Below are 15,600 nucleotides of genomic sequence, written 5' to 3'. Positions count from 1 at the left end.
ATGGCATACTTCACTCAAGGAGGCGGCAACAGCAGTAGTCACCCAAACGCGACAGATTTGCTTAGGGGTGATGCAAATCGTCTACAGTTGTAGCGGCGCCCCTGGAGCGGGCTGGCTGAGGTAAGCAAGGCGCCGCATCTCGCGCCGTCCGCGTGTCACCGTGTCGAGGATCAGTCCGGCGAAGAAGGACAGAACAGCGACGATCGTCATCCCTGTGACGAGGATCGCGGTCGGAAAGCGCGGCACAAGGCCGGTCTCGATGTAAGTGAAAACCAGGGGTGCGGCGATGATGAGCGCCGCCAGCAGAAGGAAGGCGCCGATGCCTCCGAAGAAAAGCACCGGACGCTCGATGCGATAAAGCGTGACGATGGTCTTCAGAATGCGCCAGCCGTCACGAAACGTGGACAGCTTCGAATGCGACCCTTCGGGACGGGCGCCGTAGCGGGTTTCAATCTCGTCCACCGGCATCCGCAGCTCGAGCGCATGAACGCTCATCTCCGTCTCGATCTCGAAGCCTTCGGAAAGGACTGGAAAGCTTTTCACGAACCGGCGGGAGAATGCGCGATAGCCCGAGAAGATATCGGTGAAACTACGCCTGAACAGCTTCGACAAGAGGCGAGTGAAGATCCTGTTTCCAAGGACATGACCGCCCGATAGGCGTCGGTGACGTCATGGCGGCGGATGCCGACGACCATATCAAGTTGCTCGTCGACAATCAGGCGCACCATCCGCGACGCTGCGCCGGCGTCATACGTCAGGTCGCCATCCGCCATCAGGTAGATGTCGGCATCGATGTCCGCGAACATGCGCCGAACGACATGCCCCTTGCCCTGCTGGGTCTCCGAGCGAACAATTGCACCCGCGGCCTTCGCGACCGCCTTTGTCTTGTCGCGACTGTTGTTGTCGTAGACGTAGATAGTCGCGTCCGGCAGGGCCTTGCGAAAACCTTCGACGGTCGCGCCGATCGCCGCTTCCTCATTGTAACAGGGAAGAAGCACGGCAACGCGCGGTTGCTTGGCAGCCAACAATTTCCCCCGGTCGTTCGGCCTGAGCCTGTCGAAGCCCTGTCTTTCACCTCGGCAGGTTGGAACAAGGACAGGCCTTCGGCAAGCTCAACGCGGATCGTTTTATTTGGTCTTCTTGGCGGGTGCCTTCTTCGCCGCCGGTTTCTTCGCCTCGGCCTTTTCGGCGGGCTTCGCCGCAGCGGCTTCCTTCACGGGCTTGGCTGGCTTCGGCTTATCAGCCTTCACTTCCTCCACCGGGCCCTTGGCTGGCTTCTCAGGCTTGGCCGGAGCTTCGGCCTTCGCCTTGGCGGTCTTGGCCTTGCCCTTGGCAGCCTTCGCCTCGGGAACGTCATGACCGCAACCCGGCCCGTGAACATGGCCTTCCTCGGACTCCAGGTCCGCCTCCAGCTCGGCGCGGGTCGCCTTGCGATCCGTGATGTCGGCCTTCGAGAACAGGAAGTCGACCACCTTGTCCTCATAGAGAGGCGCACGAAGCTGCGCAGCGGCCATGGGCTCCTGCTGGACGTACTGGATAAACCGGTCGCGGTCCTTGCCCTGATACTGCGATGCGGCCTGGCCGATGAGCTGATTCATCTCGCGCTCGCTGACCTCTACGCCATTGGCGGCGCCGATGTCGGACAGCAGCAGGCCAAGGCGCACGCGGCGCTCGGCGATCTTGCGATATTCGCCCGCTTCACTCTCCAGCTCGGCAAGCGCTGCCTTCGGATCGGCTTCATGGCTCGCTTCGTGGCGAAGCTGCTGCATGATGTTCTCGAACTCGGCATCGACCATCGAAACGGGAACGTCGAAAGAGTGACGCGATGCCAGCTCGTCGAGCAGGCGGCGCTTCATGTGCGTGCGAGTCAGGCCGTTCAACTCCTGTTCCTGCTGGTCGCGAAGGATTCCACGCAGCTGATTCAGGTCCTGCAGACCGAGCGTCTTGGCGAAATCGTCGTCGAGCTTCGCTTCGCCCGCGATCTTCACGGCCTTGACGGTCACGTCGAAGACGGCGGCTTTGCCTTTGAGGTTCTCGACCGGATAGTCGGCCGGGAACGTCACGTTGATGTCGCGCTTGTCGCCGACCTTCGCCCCGACCAATTGGTCCTCGAATCCCGGATCAGTTGGCCAGCGCCGATTTCCACCTGCATGTCGGTCCCGGTTCCGCCATCGAACGCAACGCCGTCGACGCTGCCGGCGAAGTCGATCACCACCGCGTCGCCGTTGGCCGCCGCATGCCCTTTCTTGGCATCGGTGAAATTGCGATTTGCTCCGGCCAGACGCTGGAGCTGCTCGTCGATTGCGCTTTCGTCAGCCTCGACGGTCAGCCGTTCGATCTTCAGCCCCTCGATGTTCGGGGCCGGAACGTCAGGGAGCGCTTCGAGGCGCACGGTCACCTGCGCGTCGCTGCCGGGCTTGTAAGTATCTTCCAGGGCGACCTGCGGCTGCATGGCGGGGCGCAGCTTCTGCTCCTGGAGGAGCTGCTGGACACCGGCCTGGACCGCGCTGTTCAGCGCGTCCGAGTGGATGGCCTCGCCGTGCATCTTGCGAATGAGGTTCGGCGGCACTTTGCCGGGACGGAAGCCGGCCATGCGCACCTGAGGCGCGATCCGCTTCACTTCCTGCTCCACGCGGGCATCGATATCCTTTGCGGGGATCGTCAGCATGAATGCCCGCTTCAGGCCTTCGTTTTCCGTCTCAACCGTCTTGATCACTGTTCAGTCCCGTCAAAAGAATCCCGTTCGTCCTGCGCGTCGGCGCGCGGATCACAGTGCTAGCCTGCCCTTGGGACAAGCTGTGCGCTGTGATGGTGCGCGCGGAGGGACTCGAACCCCCACGTCTTGCGACACTGGAACCTAAATCCAGCGCGTCTACCAGTTCCGCCACGCGCGCGCGGACATTGCTGAGCGCACGTCTGTCGGAGACAGGCGAGCACCGCGACGGCGCTATAGCAAGGAAAAGCGCAGGGGCAACCGCTTAAGGCTCAGCGGCGTTGGACCTTCGAAAGGAATTCTCCGTGCAACAGACACCGCCCCCGAAACGCCGGTCCCCAGTCCGCCGAGCCCTCCCAGCCGGGCCAGCCCGAACCTGTGCCGCAGGAAGCTCCCCCGTCCCAGCCGCCGATCGACGTGCCGGCGCCGGGGACGACGCCGACACCCGGGCCCGCCTCACCCGTCGGCTAGCTCCTGATCGCGGCGTTGTTCGCCATTACCTCGAAGTCAGGTAAGGCGTTGGCGTAATAGTGCGAGCGGGTGGCGTCGAACATCATCAGGTACAGCCTGCCATTGATGACCGCGCCTACCGCTCGTCCCTTGCGCCACAACTCATCACCGTCGAGATGCTCGAAGTCGAACTGAAAGCCAGGGTGACCGAGGAACTGTCGCGGCTGCAGGCTCAGCGTCCTGAATTCGACGGCCCCGCCCCTCACCCGGTAAGCCGTCTCCAGCATGGCGGTGATCTCTGGCGCGGTCATGTTGGCCCGGAACTTCGGCACCTGGCGCTCGTCGCTCTTGCGCTGCTGAACGATATACTCCCCGCCTGGCATTCCCGACACGAAGGTGATTCCGTCGAGGTACGGACCATTGAGTGTCCAGTCCTCCACCCAGCGGATGGTGTCGAAGAAGAACAGGAACCGCCGCTGCCTGTTCCACGGGCGCGGCGGCGTGACCTCCAGCGACCCGTCACCAACGCTGGTCGGCTTCGCGCGGACCAGCTGGTACACACCGAGGTCGGTGCTTTCGCCCACGGCGTTGCACCCGGCCAGCGGCATGGCCAGCGCGGCAAGTGCTACTCCGGCTTTTCCCAACCTCACGCCCCTCACCCAACCATCTGCCGAATGAATGGGGCGTCCGGTGCGGCCGGCTTCATCTGGAGATAGCGACCCAAGGCTGCCTTGCCCTCGCCGCTCCGTCCTTCCTTGATCAGCGACAGCCCATGCCAACGCCAGGCTTCCGCCGGAGCATCCGGATAGGCCACTGCGACGGCATAACTCTGGGCCGCCCGCGTATCATCGCCGGCGCGATTGCGGAGCCGCCAAACCTCGCCCTCGTAATAACGAAGCAGCCCGTTCCACCCGTCCAGCGCCAGGGTGTTCAACAGATACTGGCTCGCACCCGGGTCATTGAGCTTGACCTGGTCCTCCAACAGCATCTCCCGGATCGGAGCGATCTTCTCCAGGTATCGCGCGCGACCGCTGTCGTAGGTTCGCCCCGGCACGGTGACCTCGGCCGCCGAGATTTTCAGATCGGCGAGCCGCGAGCCTTCCGACGGATGCGTGTCGAACAAGCTGCCGCGGCGACGACGCTTGCGGCGATAAGCCGCGCTCGCATCTTCTTCGCCGATCAGCTGCTCCCATACGTTCGCCATTTCGATCGGCGGATATCCGGCCTCCGCGATCAGGCGCGCGCCCATGGCATCGGCCTCCGCCTCCATCGCCCGGCTGTAAGCGAACAGCGACAGGATGGTCGCGAGCTGGGCCAGCTGCACATAGTCGCCCATGTAGACGCCGGCCCCAGCACCGGCGACGCCTGCGGCCAAGGCTCCAACCGCGAAGAGATCGCTCTTCCGCTTCTGGTCGCGCCAGGATCGGATCATGTGTCGCCGGAGGAAGTGGCCGGATTCGTGGGCAATCACCCCCGCCAGCTGGGCCTCGTTGCGCATCCTCAAGAGCAATCCGGAAAACACGACCGCGAACCCGGACGGGAACATCATCGCGTTGAAATCCGGAACGTGCGCCAAGTAGATTCGCATGTCCTTCGCCGCCGGTCCGCCGACGGTGCCAATGATGCCCTGAAGGTAAGAGACCAGAGCGGGATCCTTTAGCAGCAGGTTAGATCCGGAGATTTCCTCCTCCGCCCGGTCCATCAGCTGCCAAAGTCCCTTTTCGTCCGTGTCCGTCGGACGGAAGCCTGGACCGATCAGCGGCACCATGTCCGCCGGACTCGTGCGCGCTTGCGCGCTCCCGGTTGCCAGCATCGCGGCCAGTGCGCCTCCTCCGGCAAGCATCGAGCGGCGGCTAAGGGCGGCGCAGCGCGAGCACATCAGCGCTTCTCCGCCGATTGCGCTTCACGCACTTCGCGGCCCGCCTTCATCCGTCCGAGCAGCCGCTCGACCATCTGGCTTGCGCCTTGCTGTGTCCGAATGTCGCCGAACGTGACGCCTGGGAGCTGGCTGCCGGTCTGCAGGATGTTGAACCACACGACTTCGCCGGTCCTGAGGTCGACAAGCGATGCATAAGCGAACTGATTGCTCCCGCCGCTAGGAGCGCAGAAGCCGATGAAACATCCCGCGACCCCAGGACCTGCAACGCCGTTCGCCCGCTCGAGGCGATGTTATCCTCGGCGTAGAGGAAAAGCGCGTAGTCGTAACCAGTCCGCCGGCCCAGCGAAACAGCATCCTCGCCAAGCGTATACTCCAGCCCCTTGCCCCGCTTCGTCGGAAGCGCGGCGCCTGAGTATTTGTGAAGCGCGATGGAGTTTCCCACCGCGTAATGAAGACGCTCCAGATCCGCGATCTCATCCGCGCTGACGTTCGGGAGTTCATTCCGCTTGGCGATCACCAGGACCTTGCCGCCGCGGCCCGCCTGATCCGCACGGAGCGCTTCGATGATGTTGCTGCGCGCCTGCTCGGTCCAGTCAGCCCGTGGTTGCGGCATTCCGCCGGTTTCAAGGGCGTTCACCGCCACATCCGGACGCATGACGAGCAACCGGTAATCGCCTTGCGGCGGCGTAAACTGCACGTCGGCATATTGGCGCGACTGAACGCACCCAGACCCGGCGAGGCTGGCGGCCAGCGCGAGTGCGGCACCGACTTTCCCCATGACTTCTCCCCGGCAGGCGCGGTCACACCTGATTGCGGGAAAACTGACTACCATTTCCTGAACGGCAGGTGAAAGTAGCGGAAAAGACTAGGAAAAAGAACGGTCTAGTGCGACGGACAAGCGACTCCTTCGACACCGTCGATGCACCTGCCGTCGAGCGACGCCGGAACCTGCAACCCGATCTCCGCCGCGACGGTCGGCAGGATATTCACGGTCGAAACATGGTCTTGACGATCGGCGGGCGCTGCGCCCCTCCGCCAGAACAGGATGGGTACCCGGCGGTCGTAATCCCAGACGCTGCCGTGGGTCGCTACATATCCAGCGCCCGGCTTCGCAATCGGAGAAACATTTTTCTTCAGTGCGACGTACAGATCGCCCGATCGCTGCTTGTCGAACGACGCCCGTACGCGCTGCTCGATCGTCCACTGGTCAGGCGAAGCCGTCGGAACCGGAAGTCGCTCGATCTCCCGTGACGTGAAAACGGCCTCGACTTGCGGATGCGCTTTAAAGATCGCAATTGCTTCACGCTCTGCTCGTGCGCGGTCTGCCGTCTTGAGCGAGCGGTCGATCCAGACATCTCCGGCCATATCCCGAGGAGGACCGGTCCGGAGAGCTTGAGCTTGGCCGCGATCGCCTTTCCAACCTCGACCGTTGTCAGGGCAGGATCGGCGCGAGCCGCGTCGGTCACACCCTTCGACCGGAGCCGCTCGGGAATGTCCATGCCGCCATGATCGGCGGTCAGCACGACCGTGTAATCGATGCCGCTTCGGTCGAGCACGTTGAAGAAGTCGCCAAGATTCCGGTCGAGCGAAAGCAGCTGGAGGCACATCTCCCCGCCGCCCGGTCCGAGCCCGTGCCCGATGTAGTCGGTCGCCGACAGGCCGACGGAAATGACGTCGGTCGCCGCGTCCTGGCCAAGCTTCAACTCCTGGATCAGCCCTGCGGCAATCGCCAATACGGCCCCGTCGAATTCCGGAGACGCCCGGAACGCCTTTGCATCGCCGGCAGCGCGGGCAAACCGCCCGGCTCCGACGGACAGTGTCGGCGACACCGCTGCCGGGGTCGATTTCGCCTGACAGAACGGCGGAGGATTCAGACCTGCCTGCGGGACAGCGATGGCGCCCGCGATAGCCACCTTCGCCTTGTTGATGGTCTCCGGGACAGCCGCCGATTTCAGATCAGTCGTGAAAGTCTTTCCGTCCCAGTACCATCTTTGATCGACATTATGGCCGCCCATCATCACCGCAGCGCGGTCTTTGCCAGCTACGGCGACATTCAAGCTCTGCGGAGACTGCTGCTTGAGCAGGTCCCCCAGTGTCGGCACTCGGAGGTGCAGCGGGGACACCGTGTAGCTCGTTGACGAAGTGCCGGGAACGCGCTCGTCCTCGGCGCAATAGACGGTGCGGTCCGAACGCGTGAGCGACTGGTCGACCCAGCTGTTCGCGATGATTCCGGTGTGAGTGGGGTGTGAACCCGTCAGGATCGTCGAATGCCCCGGGCAGGTCTCGGTCGCCGCATGTGCCTGATAGCCGTTCCTGAATGCCGTTCCCCCGACAGGCGCGCAAGGCCTGCGGTGAACTGCGGACGGTACTCATCGAACAGGTCGGACGAAAATTGGTCGACCGAAATTACAACTACTAGCTTCGGCGCATCGGCCTTCAGGGCAACGGGAGCTGGAGCAACCGGCTGCGCGGCAAACAAACCGACGAGAAATGCCGCAAACATGACCATCAGGCTCCTTTACACCGAGACTCTTACCCGAGCTTTGCCCGCAGCCGCTCGTTGACGACCTGAGGATTGGCCTTGCCCTGCGTCGCTTTCATGGTCTGGCCCACGAAGAAGCCGAACAGCTGCTGTTTGCCGCTTTGGTACTCGGCGACCTTGTCGGCATTCGCGGCGAGGATCTTGTCGATCTCGCTGTCGATGGCGCCCGTATCGGAGGTCTGCTTCAGACCGCGCTTTTCGACAATTTCAGCGGCACCCTCGCCGGTTTCCAGCATGATTTCGAGCACCTGCTTGGCGATCGTGCCGGAAATCGTCCCATCGGCCACAAGACCGAGAAGGCCGCCAGCCTGCTGCGGCGAAACCGGCGACTCCTCGATCCCCTTGCCCAGGCGATTGAGCGCACCGAACAGCTCGGCAACCACCCAGTTGGCCGCCTGCGCCGGCTGCGCATTGGCATCTAGCAGTGCATCGAACCACCGAGCGGTCTCGACTTCGGCCGTCAAAACGCCAGCATTATAGGGCGTTACGCCGAGCGCCTCGTAACGCTTGCGCTTGGCATCCGGCAGCTCCGGAAGCGACGAGCGGCATTCCTCGATGAACGCGTCGTCAAGTTCCAGCGGCAGCAGGTCCGGGTCCGGGAAGTAGCGGTAATCATGTGCATCTTCCTTCGACCGCAGCGTTCGTGTCGTCCCGCGATCCGGGTCGAACAGGCGCGTTTCCTGCGCGACCGTCCCACCTTCCTCGATCAGCTCCACCTGGCGGCGAGCCTCATATTCGATCACCTGCATGACGAAGCGGACGGAGTTGACGTTCTTGGTCTCTGTCCGCGTCCCGAACTCGTCGCCAGGCTTACGCACGCTGACATTCACGTCCGCACGCATGGAGCCTTCCTCCATGTTGCCGTCGCACGATCCGACGTAGCGCAGGATTGCTCGCAACTTCCTGAGGTAAGCCCCTGCTTCTGCTGGAGAACGCATGTCAGGCCGCGATACGATCTCCATCAACGCGACGCCTGCACGATTGAGGTCGACGTAGGACATGGTCGGATGCTGATCGTGCATCAGCTTCCCCGCATCCTGCTCGACGTGGATGCGCTCGATGCCGATGCTCTTGGCACTGGCGTCATCCTTCTCGTCCAGAAGGATTTCGACCTCGCCCTCGCCCACCAGCGGGTGGAATAGCTGGCTAATCTGATATCCCTGCGGAAGATCGGCGTAGAAGTAGTTCTTCCGGTCGAAGCGGCTCCAGCGGTTGATCTTCGCTTCAAGCGCCATACCCGTCCGCACCGCCTGGCGGATGCATTCGCGATTGGGAACCGGGAGCATGCCGGGCATGGCAGCATCGACCAGCGAGACCTGAGTATTCGGTTCCGCGCCGAAGGCGGTGGCAGCACCTGAAAACAGCTTTGAAGCCGTTGCCGTGATCTGAGCATGCACCTCCAGGCCGACCACGACTTCCCAGTCGCCGGTTTCGCCCTTGATGCGGAAGGGTGCGGTTGCGTCAGCCATTACCACCACCTCTTTGGCGTCGCGGTGAAGCCCGCGCGCTCTTCGATCGCCAGACCAGCGTTCAAAACGCCCTGCTCATCGAGTTCGCGGCCGATTAGATGAAGACCGAGCGGCAGCCCCGTCTCGTCGAGCCCGCCCGGAACCGACATCGCCGGCAGTCCCGCAAGGCTTGCAGGCACCGCAAACACGTCGTTCAGGTACATCGAGAGCGGGTCGGCCGTCTTGTCGCCAAGCCCGAAAGCCGCTGACGGAGCTGTCGGCGTCAGGATCAGGTCGCACTGCTCGAACGCTTTCTCAAAATCCTGCTTGATCAAGGTTCGGACCTTCTGCGCCTTGGTGAAGTAGGCGTCGTAGAAGCCCGCGGAGAGCACGTAGGTGCCAATCATGATCCGGCGCCGGACCTCCGCCCGAATCCTTCGGCCCGGGTCGCGGCGTACATCGCGTCGAGACCGCCCTCGCTTTCGGCGCGCAGGCCATAGCGAACACCGTCGTACCGAGCGAGGTTCGAAGACGCCTCGGCCGGGGCGATGATGTAGTAAGTCGGCAGCGCATATTGGGTGTGCGGCAGGCTGATTTCCACGACCTCTGCACCGGCATCGCGCAACCATTCGATGCCGCGATCCCACAATGCCCCGATCTCGGCAGGAACGCCGTCGATGCGATATTCCTTGGGAATTCCAATCCGCTTGCCTTTGAGATCACTGGATAATCCAGCCTCCCACTTGGGCACGGGCAGGTTGAGCGACGTCGAGTCCTTCGGATCGAACCCAGCCATCGCTTCCAGCATGATCGCACAATCGCGAACCGTCCGGGCCATCGGACCCGCCTGGTCGAGCGAACTCGCGAACGACACGATGCCCCAGCGCGAACAGCGACCATATGTCGGCTTGATCCCGCAGATCCCGGTGAACGCCGCCGGCTGCCGGATCGAGCCGCCGGTATCGGTGCCCGTCGCCGCCGGAGCAATCCGCGCCGCGACAGCCGCGCTCGAACCGCCAGACGACCCGCCCGGTGCAAGCGGGGCGTTTCCGCCATCGCTCCGCCGCCATGGCGAAATCACCGGTCCGTAGGTGCTCGTCTCGTTGGACGAGCCCATCGCGAACTCGTCCATGTTGAGCTTGCCGAGCATTCCCGCCCCGCCTTGCGCAGGTTGGCGGTGACGGTGCTCTCATACTCCGGTCTGAAATCCTTGAGGATGCGGCTCCCGGCGGTCGTGTTGACGCCGCGTGTCGCAAACAGGTCCTTGATGCCGAGCGGGATACCCGCGAGCGACCCCGGCTCGCCCGCACCGCGCGCCTTGTCCGCCGCATCGGCCGCTGCAAGCGCATCGTCCGGCGTCTCGACGGTATATGCGTTCAGCGCCCGCCCCCGGCGACCGCTTCATTGTACTGCTCGGCGATCTCGCGCGCCGTGAACTCGCCGGAACGGAACCCGTCGCGAAGCTCGGCAATCGACAGTGACGTCAGGTCGCTCATTCGATCACCTTCGGCACTGCGAAGAAGCCGTGCTCGGCGACCGGCGCATTGGCGAGTACCGCATCGCGGCAATCGCCGTCGGTCACCGCATCCTCGCGCAGCCGCAACGTGTTGGGAATGACCGCGGTCAGCGGCTCCACCCCATTCGTATCCACCTCGCCGAGCTGCTCCACCCAGCCGAGGATATTGTTGAGTTCGGGCACCAGCCGCTCGAGCTCCTCATCGCTCATCGCGATGCGGGCGAGCTTGGCGATGTGCCGCACCTGTTCGATCGTGACTGACATTATGGCGGCGCGATAGCGGCGGTGCCGGAGGGCGGCAAGCGCTGCAGCCCAAACACCCACAAACGGCTTCCAATGCACCCTGACGGCTGTAACCTGTCCTCAGCTGACGGAGGCTGAGGGGGCGTTGATGGTTCCGGCGTTGTTCGTGATCGACGATTTCCTGCGCAATGCCGAGGAGGTCCGTCGCCAGGCGCTCTCGCTCACTTACGCAGTCGGCGGCCGCTATCCCGGTCTCAACTCCGTCGAGAAGCTTCGCATCGAAGGACTCGACCAGGTCATCTCGACCTTGGTCCGCGAGCCGGTTCGAGCGCCGTGGACAGAGGATTTCTCCCACGGCTCCTGCCGCGTCGCCCTCGCCTCCGATCCGCAGGAGGCCCGCATCCACATCGACCAGAGCCATTGGTCCGGGATCCTCTATCTCAGCCGTCCCGAAGATTGCCACGGCGGTACCGAGTTCTTCCGCCACAAGCGCACCGGCACCGATCGCGTGCCGATGGACGAGGCCGGCCTGCGCCAGATCGGCTACGCCTCCTACACCGACCTCCAGCACGACATCCTCGATCAGGATGCGCTCGACCGGTCGAAGTGGGAGCACACCATGACTGTGCCGATGCGCTTCAACCGGCTCGTGCTCCTCCAGCCGCACTATTGGCACACGGCTGGCCCAGGATTTGGCGATAGCCTGGAAAACGGCCGCTTGATCTACCTGATGTTTTTCCTTCGCGGCCCTGCCTGAGTTCTCAGCCGCAGCCCGCCAGCTCCGGGCTGATCGCCACAGCGCCAACCAGCCACTCGATCCGATAGGTGACCATGTAGCCGTCGTGATCGGACAGTTGCGGGCTGCCGGGGCTTCCGTCGAACAGCGCTTCCACCCGAATGGGCCGGATCGAGGCGCGCTCCCCGGAATGGAAGAACTGGAGGTCCTGCGTGTCCATCCAGGGCGCATCCCCGTCCCACGACATCTTTACCAGGCAACCGGAGGACGGTTCGATGCAAACGCGGTGGACAAGCGTCATCGGCTGGTAGCGGGTGAAATTCTCCCACCGCGGCTCCGAATGACGCATGTTGAAATCGCCGCCGAAGATGACTGGAAAGTCGTCATTGTGGGTGCGGTCGATGAATTCTGACGCTTCCAGTGCCTGCCGGTCATGAGCCGCAAGGTTCCGCGCGGCCGGCGCCTTCGAAGCACCGCGCGAATTCATGTGTGTGTCATAGACGTCGATCGGCGTCGGCAGGCCCGGAACGTAGATCCGCGCCAGCATCACCCCCTTGTTCGCCAGGCAGTCGAGTCCGGCGCAGGACTTCCCCCCGAATGCGCGAAGCTCGGTCATGACGATCGGATAACGCGACGCGATTGCCAGCCCGCTTCCCTGGAAGCGGATGCCGACCTCGCCATGCTTCAGCTTGGACTTTCCGGGCAGCTTTTCGCTGGTGGACTCGAACGGCCTCGTGCTTCGGCTCGGTCCCGGCGAGATCGCGGATAGCCGCTATTCATGACTGCTGCCTTGGCGGAGCCGCTGAACATTTCCTGGAACAGCACGACGTCCGGCCCCGTCCCGGCCTTGAGCATCTCCGACAGATGCTCACCGATCTGCTTCAACTCAGGCCCGCGCCCGCTCCGCGCCGGGAAGCCCAGGCCCTCGATGTTGTAGGTGAGAACCTTCAGCTCTGCAGTCTTGCTCTTGCCGCCGGCCACTTCCGTGATCTGCGCCGGCACTCCGTTCCCGCAGGCGAGGCTCCGGCTCGGTGGAGCCGTGCTGCACCCGCCAACTAGCAACGCCAGCGCAGTCCCGGCCAGAGCGGGATGGACGCGATTGAACATTCGACCCCTGTTCGCATCGTTCCCCGAAACGATAACCCAATCGACCGCCACGCGACATTCAATCCTTGGCATGGATCCAGATCAAATCAGTGGAATCGCGTGATCGCCTTACGGCAGGCTTGGCTGGAAAGCTGGCGTTAGCTCCGGGCATCCGCGCCATTTAGACGCTCAAGGAAGGCGGTGATCGTGGCCCGCTTCCTGATACTGGCTCCGGCAACGGGCGTACGGCTCAAATAGTTCAGCTGTCCCCACAGAGCGAAGTCACAGAGATACGGCCTGTCGCCCAGCACGTACGGGCCGGGTGTGAGCAGGCTCTCGGCCGCATCGAGATTGCGTTCCAGGTCTCGTCGTACATGGTCGGGTGATTTGCGCAGCGTGCCCTGCCCCTTCAGCTGCCGCAAGATCAGGCGCAGGTAGTAGCGATAGACCAGTCGCCCTTTTAGCGAGTTGCCGAATACAGCCGCGACGGGCTTACGCCCTTCCACCTCGAACCACCGATAATAGAGACCGAGGAAATACAGGCTTTCGTCCGCCCAGTCTTCGATCGTGTGGCTCAGGCCCCGCTCATGAGTGGCGGGTGGAAAAAGCGGCGGTTCTGGAAAACGATCCTGCAGCGCATAGGCGATGTCCGTGGAGTCCGTAACGAATGCGCCGTCGATCTCCACGGCGGGCACCTTGCCGGTACCCCGACGCCTGAGTTTGCCGCGTGCGTCGAGCGGATTGACGGTCCGGTAAGAGATGGATTTGTAATCAAGAATCGCGCGCACCTTCATGCAGAAGGGCGAATATGGCCAATCGTAAAACACGACCGTCATGGATCGCGGTGATGCCCTGCTGGAAGCCTCAGCGCAATGTCGGCTCTGCGTCGAAAACTGACGCTACTGGTCTAGCGGCGGGTTTGGGTGGAAAGCGGACATTCCGGATCGAGCCCTACCGCTGGTAATACACCTTGCTCATCTCGCCGTTGCACCGATCGATGCGCATCCCCAGACCGCCGCCCCGAAAGTGACCGTGATACTGCCCTTGGCGTCAGGCGGACTGTCAGGAAGGCCTTGAGAAACCAGCCAACCGGTCTTTCCGTCTTCTTCAACGTGCAGCACATATCGAGCCTGCTGCTCTGGCGTTTGCCTGCTTCGGATGATCACTTCGGCAAGCTCCCGTGCCACCTGCGCGTTTGGCACAAGTTCGCCCACGCGAACGTCGCATGTTGGCGCGTCACCGCTAAGCCCTGCGCTTGCCAGAAGGATCAAACCTAGAATCATCTACCGCACCTCCAGCGGAAACCTGCAGAAACCAGCTAATGTCCGCAATGGGTCGGAAGCAGACGCATGCGTCGCCCTGAACCTCAGTTTGAAGCAGGTGCGGGCAAGTCTACGCCACTAAGCCGCCAGCCGAACCCATGGCGTTTGAAAATCATCTTTCCGTCAGGACGGTTTTTGTTGCTCACTGCGAATTCATCAAAGCTGCGCCTTTCGATCTCCACTTTGTCGCTGACGTCAAAGGCGCCAGTCGCCTTGCTCGTCGGATGCTGCGTGGCCTCGCGATTGCGGTTGGCAATGAAGGCGGCGCGTAGACCAGCCGGCGAGACGAGCCCGTCAATCATCGGGCCAATCATTGCTGTGGCCATTGCTGTCCCCAATTCACCGACGCCCGACTTGTCTTTCTGCGCTTCCACTGCGAACTGCGCCATGATCTCAGATTTCATGTCCTCACGCAGTGCGGGGAAATCGACGTACGCCGCAAGCGCATCGGCGTCATTCTCCTGAGCGGCGTCACGCATCTGTTTCAGCGTGTACCAGGGCGACATGAAGTACCACGCAATAGCTATTACAGCGATCAAGCCGAATGCTGCCAATCCCCAACGCTTGCTCATCATCTTTCCCTTCCGCACCCGAGCAATTGCAGTCTAGGCGAACCGGCGCATGGCCAACGGCTATGAGGCTAGCGGCCGCAATGGGTCAAAAGCTGCCGCGGCGCTTAGGACAGCTTTCGCAATCCTTGCTCTTCGATCAGGGTAAGATCGCAAGCAGCGCTCTGCCGATTGGCGCGCTCCAATGCGTATCGAACAGAGCGACCTCTATCCCCTGTTCGACGAACCAGAATGTCCCGCCGAGCATCCACACTGGGTGAACCGCTCCAAAGCGCAGCCGGTCGCGGAGCATCGCGCCCAGGATCGGCAAATTCGCTACGAACATACCGAGGACGATATCCGGTCGGCTCATGGATGGAAGGATATGGCGCCAGCGGAAGATTGCCGGCCAAAGTAGAACAATGGTCGCCAAGGCCATCCAGCGCTTGTGGGCAGCGGAAGACCGTCGAGATACGTAACCGGCGATCACGAAGGCGAGAAACAGCGAAAGGCCACTTACGGTGCCCATGAACGCTGTCTCCGCGATTGGGCCTTGCGACGGAAGGTCGCGCCGAGCTGCCCATGCGGCCGTAAGAATACCGGACGACCAAATGACAACGGCCATGGGCAAACCCAACTGGCCAATTCGCATGTGCAACTTTGTTCGGTCGCCTCGGACAAGGAAAGCCTGCGTCAAGAGAAGGCAGACCCAAGTGAACGCGCCAACACCGTGGAGATGAACTACAGCAGGTGCGGCAAATGTGCGTCGTGCTATCGGTATGAAGTAGGTAGTGGAAAATCCGGCAGCGATTGCGGCAAGGCCAAACAAAGCGACGCCAGCATAGAATCGCTGCGCGCGGTCCTTGGCCCAGGTGCTCGCCATCGCCCCCTCTCTCCGTAGATCAGCTTAGAGTTCGGCGAAGAGTCCGCAATGGGCCGCAAATTGTCGGGGCTCTGGCTCCAGGACCACCTCGCAACAAACACCTGTCCTACAGGACCCCTCCTGTGCTTGCGTCTCGAACATCGCAATCACGCTCACTGGATCGACGCTTTGAACCCTTTCCTCGCTCTTCGAATAAAGCTCGTCAGTGCGAACATTGGGAACATTCGCGGTCGA

General features: G+C 62.6%; 12 protein-coding genes, 1 tRNA gene and 4 pseudogenes. 1 reads left to right on the top strand and 16 read right to left on the bottom strand.

All coding sequences use genetic code 11. The annotated features are described in order from the left end of the window. Positions 1-81 precede the first annotated feature (81 nt). The 10 genes and pseudogenes from H9L15_RS10085 to gatC all read right to left on the bottom strand — a co-directional run bounded on the left by H9L15_RS10085 (position 82) and on the right by gatC (position 10,812). Positions 82-1,028 (bottom strand): annotated as a pseudogene (locus H9L15_RS10085) (glycosyltransferase). A gap of 99 nt (positions 1,029-1,127) precedes the next feature. Further along, positions 1,128-2,713: pseudogene (tig, locus tag H9L15_RS10080) on the bottom strand (trigger factor). A 96-nt stretch (positions 2,714-2,809) separates the two neighbouring features. Next, positions 2,810-2,894, bottom strand: a tRNA-Leu gene (locus tag H9L15_RS10075). A gap of 286 nt (positions 2,895-3,180) precedes the next feature. Beyond that, positions 3,181-3,807 carry a hypothetical protein gene (locus H9L15_RS10070; protein ID WP_187713992.1) on the bottom strand — a complete coding sequence of 209 codons (627 nt, stop codon included), beginning with the start codon at positions 3,805-3,807 and terminating at the stop codon, positions 3,181-3,183. 11 nt (positions 3,808-3,818) lie between these two features. Then, the gene (locus tag H9L15_RS10065; protein WP_187713991.1) at positions 3,819-5,042 is read right to left on the bottom strand and encodes a M48 family metallopeptidase; all 1,224 of its coding nucleotides are present in this window, start codon (positions 5,040-5,042) and stop codon (positions 3,819-3,821) included. Between the two features lie 46 nt (positions 5,043-5,088). Then, positions 5,089-5,820 (bottom strand): hypothetical protein, encoded by a 732-nt coding sequence (locus H9L15_RS10060; RefSeq protein WP_187713990.1) that lies wholly within the window; start codon positions 5,818-5,820, stop codon positions 5,089-5,091. A gap of 104 nt (positions 5,821-5,924) precedes the next feature. Next, positions 5,925-7,551: pseudogene (locus H9L15_RS10055) on the bottom strand (alkaline phosphatase family protein). 23 nt (positions 7,552-7,574) lie between these two features. Beyond that, a complete protein-coding gene (gatB, locus tag H9L15_RS10050) occupies positions 7,575-9,053 on the bottom strand; it encodes an Asp-tRNA(Asn)/Glu-tRNA(Gln) amidotransferase subunit GatB (protein ID WP_187713989.1) in 1,479 nt (492 codons plus the stop codon). After that, positions 9,053-10,412: pseudogene (gene gatA, locus H9L15_RS10045) on the bottom strand (Asp-tRNA(Asn)/Glu-tRNA(Gln) amidotransferase subunit GatA). The gene gatB and the pseudogene gatA overlap by 1 nt, the downstream one beginning before the upstream one ends. A 112-nt stretch (positions 10,413-10,524) precedes the next feature. After that, positions 10,525-10,812 carry an Asp-tRNA(Asn)/Glu-tRNA(Gln) amidotransferase subunit GatC gene (gatC, locus tag H9L15_RS10040; RefSeq protein WP_187713988.1) on the bottom strand — a complete coding sequence of 96 codons (288 nt, stop codon included), beginning with the start codon at positions 10,810-10,812 and terminating at the stop codon, positions 10,525-10,527. A 127-nt stretch (positions 10,813-10,939) separates the two neighbouring features. On the opposite strand from gatC, the gene H9L15_RS10035 reads away from it, so the two are divergent. After that, positions 10,940-11,548 (top strand): DUF6445 family protein, encoded by a 609-nt coding sequence (locus tag H9L15_RS10035; RefSeq protein ID WP_187713987.1) that lies wholly within the window; start codon positions 10,940-10,942, stop codon positions 11,546-11,548. A gap of 4 nt (positions 11,549-11,552) precedes the next feature. Here the strand turns inward: H9L15_RS10035 and H9L15_RS19645 are convergent, their stop codons facing one another. From H9L15_RS19645 to H9L15_RS10010, 6 genes are all read right to left on the bottom strand, one after another. Next, on the bottom strand, positions 11,553-12,143 hold the full coding sequence (locus tag H9L15_RS19645; protein WP_317617488.1) for an exonuclease/endonuclease/phosphatase family protein: 591 nt from the start codon (positions 12,141-12,143) through the stop codon (positions 11,553-11,555). A gap of 68 nt (positions 12,144-12,211) precedes the next feature. Further along, complete coding sequence (locus H9L15_RS19640; protein WP_317617487.1) at positions 12,212-12,634, bottom strand: exonuclease/endonuclease/phosphatase family protein; 423 nt, start codon at positions 12,632-12,634, stop codon at positions 12,212-12,214. Positions 12,635-12,771: 137 nt separating this feature from the next. Then, on the bottom strand, positions 12,772-13,449 hold the full coding sequence (locus H9L15_RS10025; protein ID WP_187713986.1) for a glutathione S-transferase family protein: 678 nt from the start codon (positions 13,447-13,449) through the stop codon (positions 12,772-12,774). Positions 13,450-13,587: 138 nt separating this feature from the next. Then, positions 13,588-13,827, bottom strand: coding sequence for a hypothetical protein (locus H9L15_RS10020; protein WP_187713985.1), 240 nt, complete (start codon positions 13,825-13,827; stop codon positions 13,588-13,590). Positions 13,828-13,979: 152 nt separating this feature from the next. Beyond that, a complete protein-coding gene (locus H9L15_RS10015) occupies positions 13,980-14,507 on the bottom strand; it encodes a DUF2939 domain-containing protein (RefSeq protein WP_187713984.1) in 528 nt (175 codons plus the stop codon). Positions 14,508-14,643: 136 nt separating this feature from the next. Further along, positions 14,644-15,108 (bottom strand): hypothetical protein, encoded by a 465-nt coding sequence (locus tag H9L15_RS10010; protein WP_187713983.1) that lies wholly within the window; start codon positions 15,106-15,108, stop codon positions 14,644-14,646. Positions 15,109-15,600: the final 492 nt, after the last annotated feature.

The sequence above is a fragment of the Sphingomonas daechungensis genome (genome assembly GCF_014489495.1).
Taxonomy (GTDB): domain Bacteria; phylum Pseudomonadota; class Alphaproteobacteria; order Sphingomonadales; family Sphingomonadaceae; genus Sphingomicrobium; species Sphingomicrobium daechungense.
The sequence above is the reverse complement of the archived record's forward strand: the minus strand, read 5'-3'. Positions and strand labels throughout refer to the sequence as shown.

Coding starts and splice junctions, on each gene's coding strand:
- H9L15_RS10065 (WP_187713991.1), bottom strand. CDS start 5,042: ATGTGCTCGCGCTGCGCCGCCCTTAGCCGCCGCTCGATGCTTGCCGGA.
- H9L15_RS10060 (WP_187713990.1), bottom strand. CDS start 5,820: ATGGGGAAAGTCGGTGCCGCACTCGCGCTGGCCGCCAGCCTCGCCGGG.
- gatB (WP_187713989.1), bottom strand. CDS start 9,053: ATGGCTGACGCAACCGCACCCTTCCGCATCAAGGGCGAAACCGGCGAC.
- gatC (WP_187713988.1), bottom strand. CDS start 10,812: ATGTCAGTCACGATCGAACAGGTGCGGCACATCGCCAAGCTCGCCCGC.
- H9L15_RS10035 (WP_187713987.1), top strand. CDS start 10,940: ATGGTTCCGGCGTTGTTCGTGATCGACGATTTCCTGCGCAATGCCGAG.
- H9L15_RS19645 (WP_317617488.1), bottom strand. CDS start 12,143: ATGACCGAGCTTCGCGCATTCGGGGGGAAGTCCTGCGCCGGACTCGAC.
- H9L15_RS19640 (WP_317617487.1), bottom strand. CDS start 12,634: ATGTTCAATCGCGTCCATCCCGCTCTGGCCGGGACTGCGCTGGCGTTG.
- H9L15_RS10025 (WP_187713986.1), bottom strand. CDS start 13,449: ATGACGGTCGTGTTTTACGATTGGCCATATTCGCCCTTCTGCATGAAG.
- H9L15_RS10015 (WP_187713984.1), bottom strand. CDS start 14,507: ATGAGCAAGCGTTGGGGATTGGCAGCATTCGGCTTGATCGCTGTAATA.
- H9L15_RS10010 (WP_187713983.1), bottom strand. CDS start 15,108: ATGGCCGTTGTCATTTGGTCGTCCGGTATTCTTACGGCCGCATGGGCA.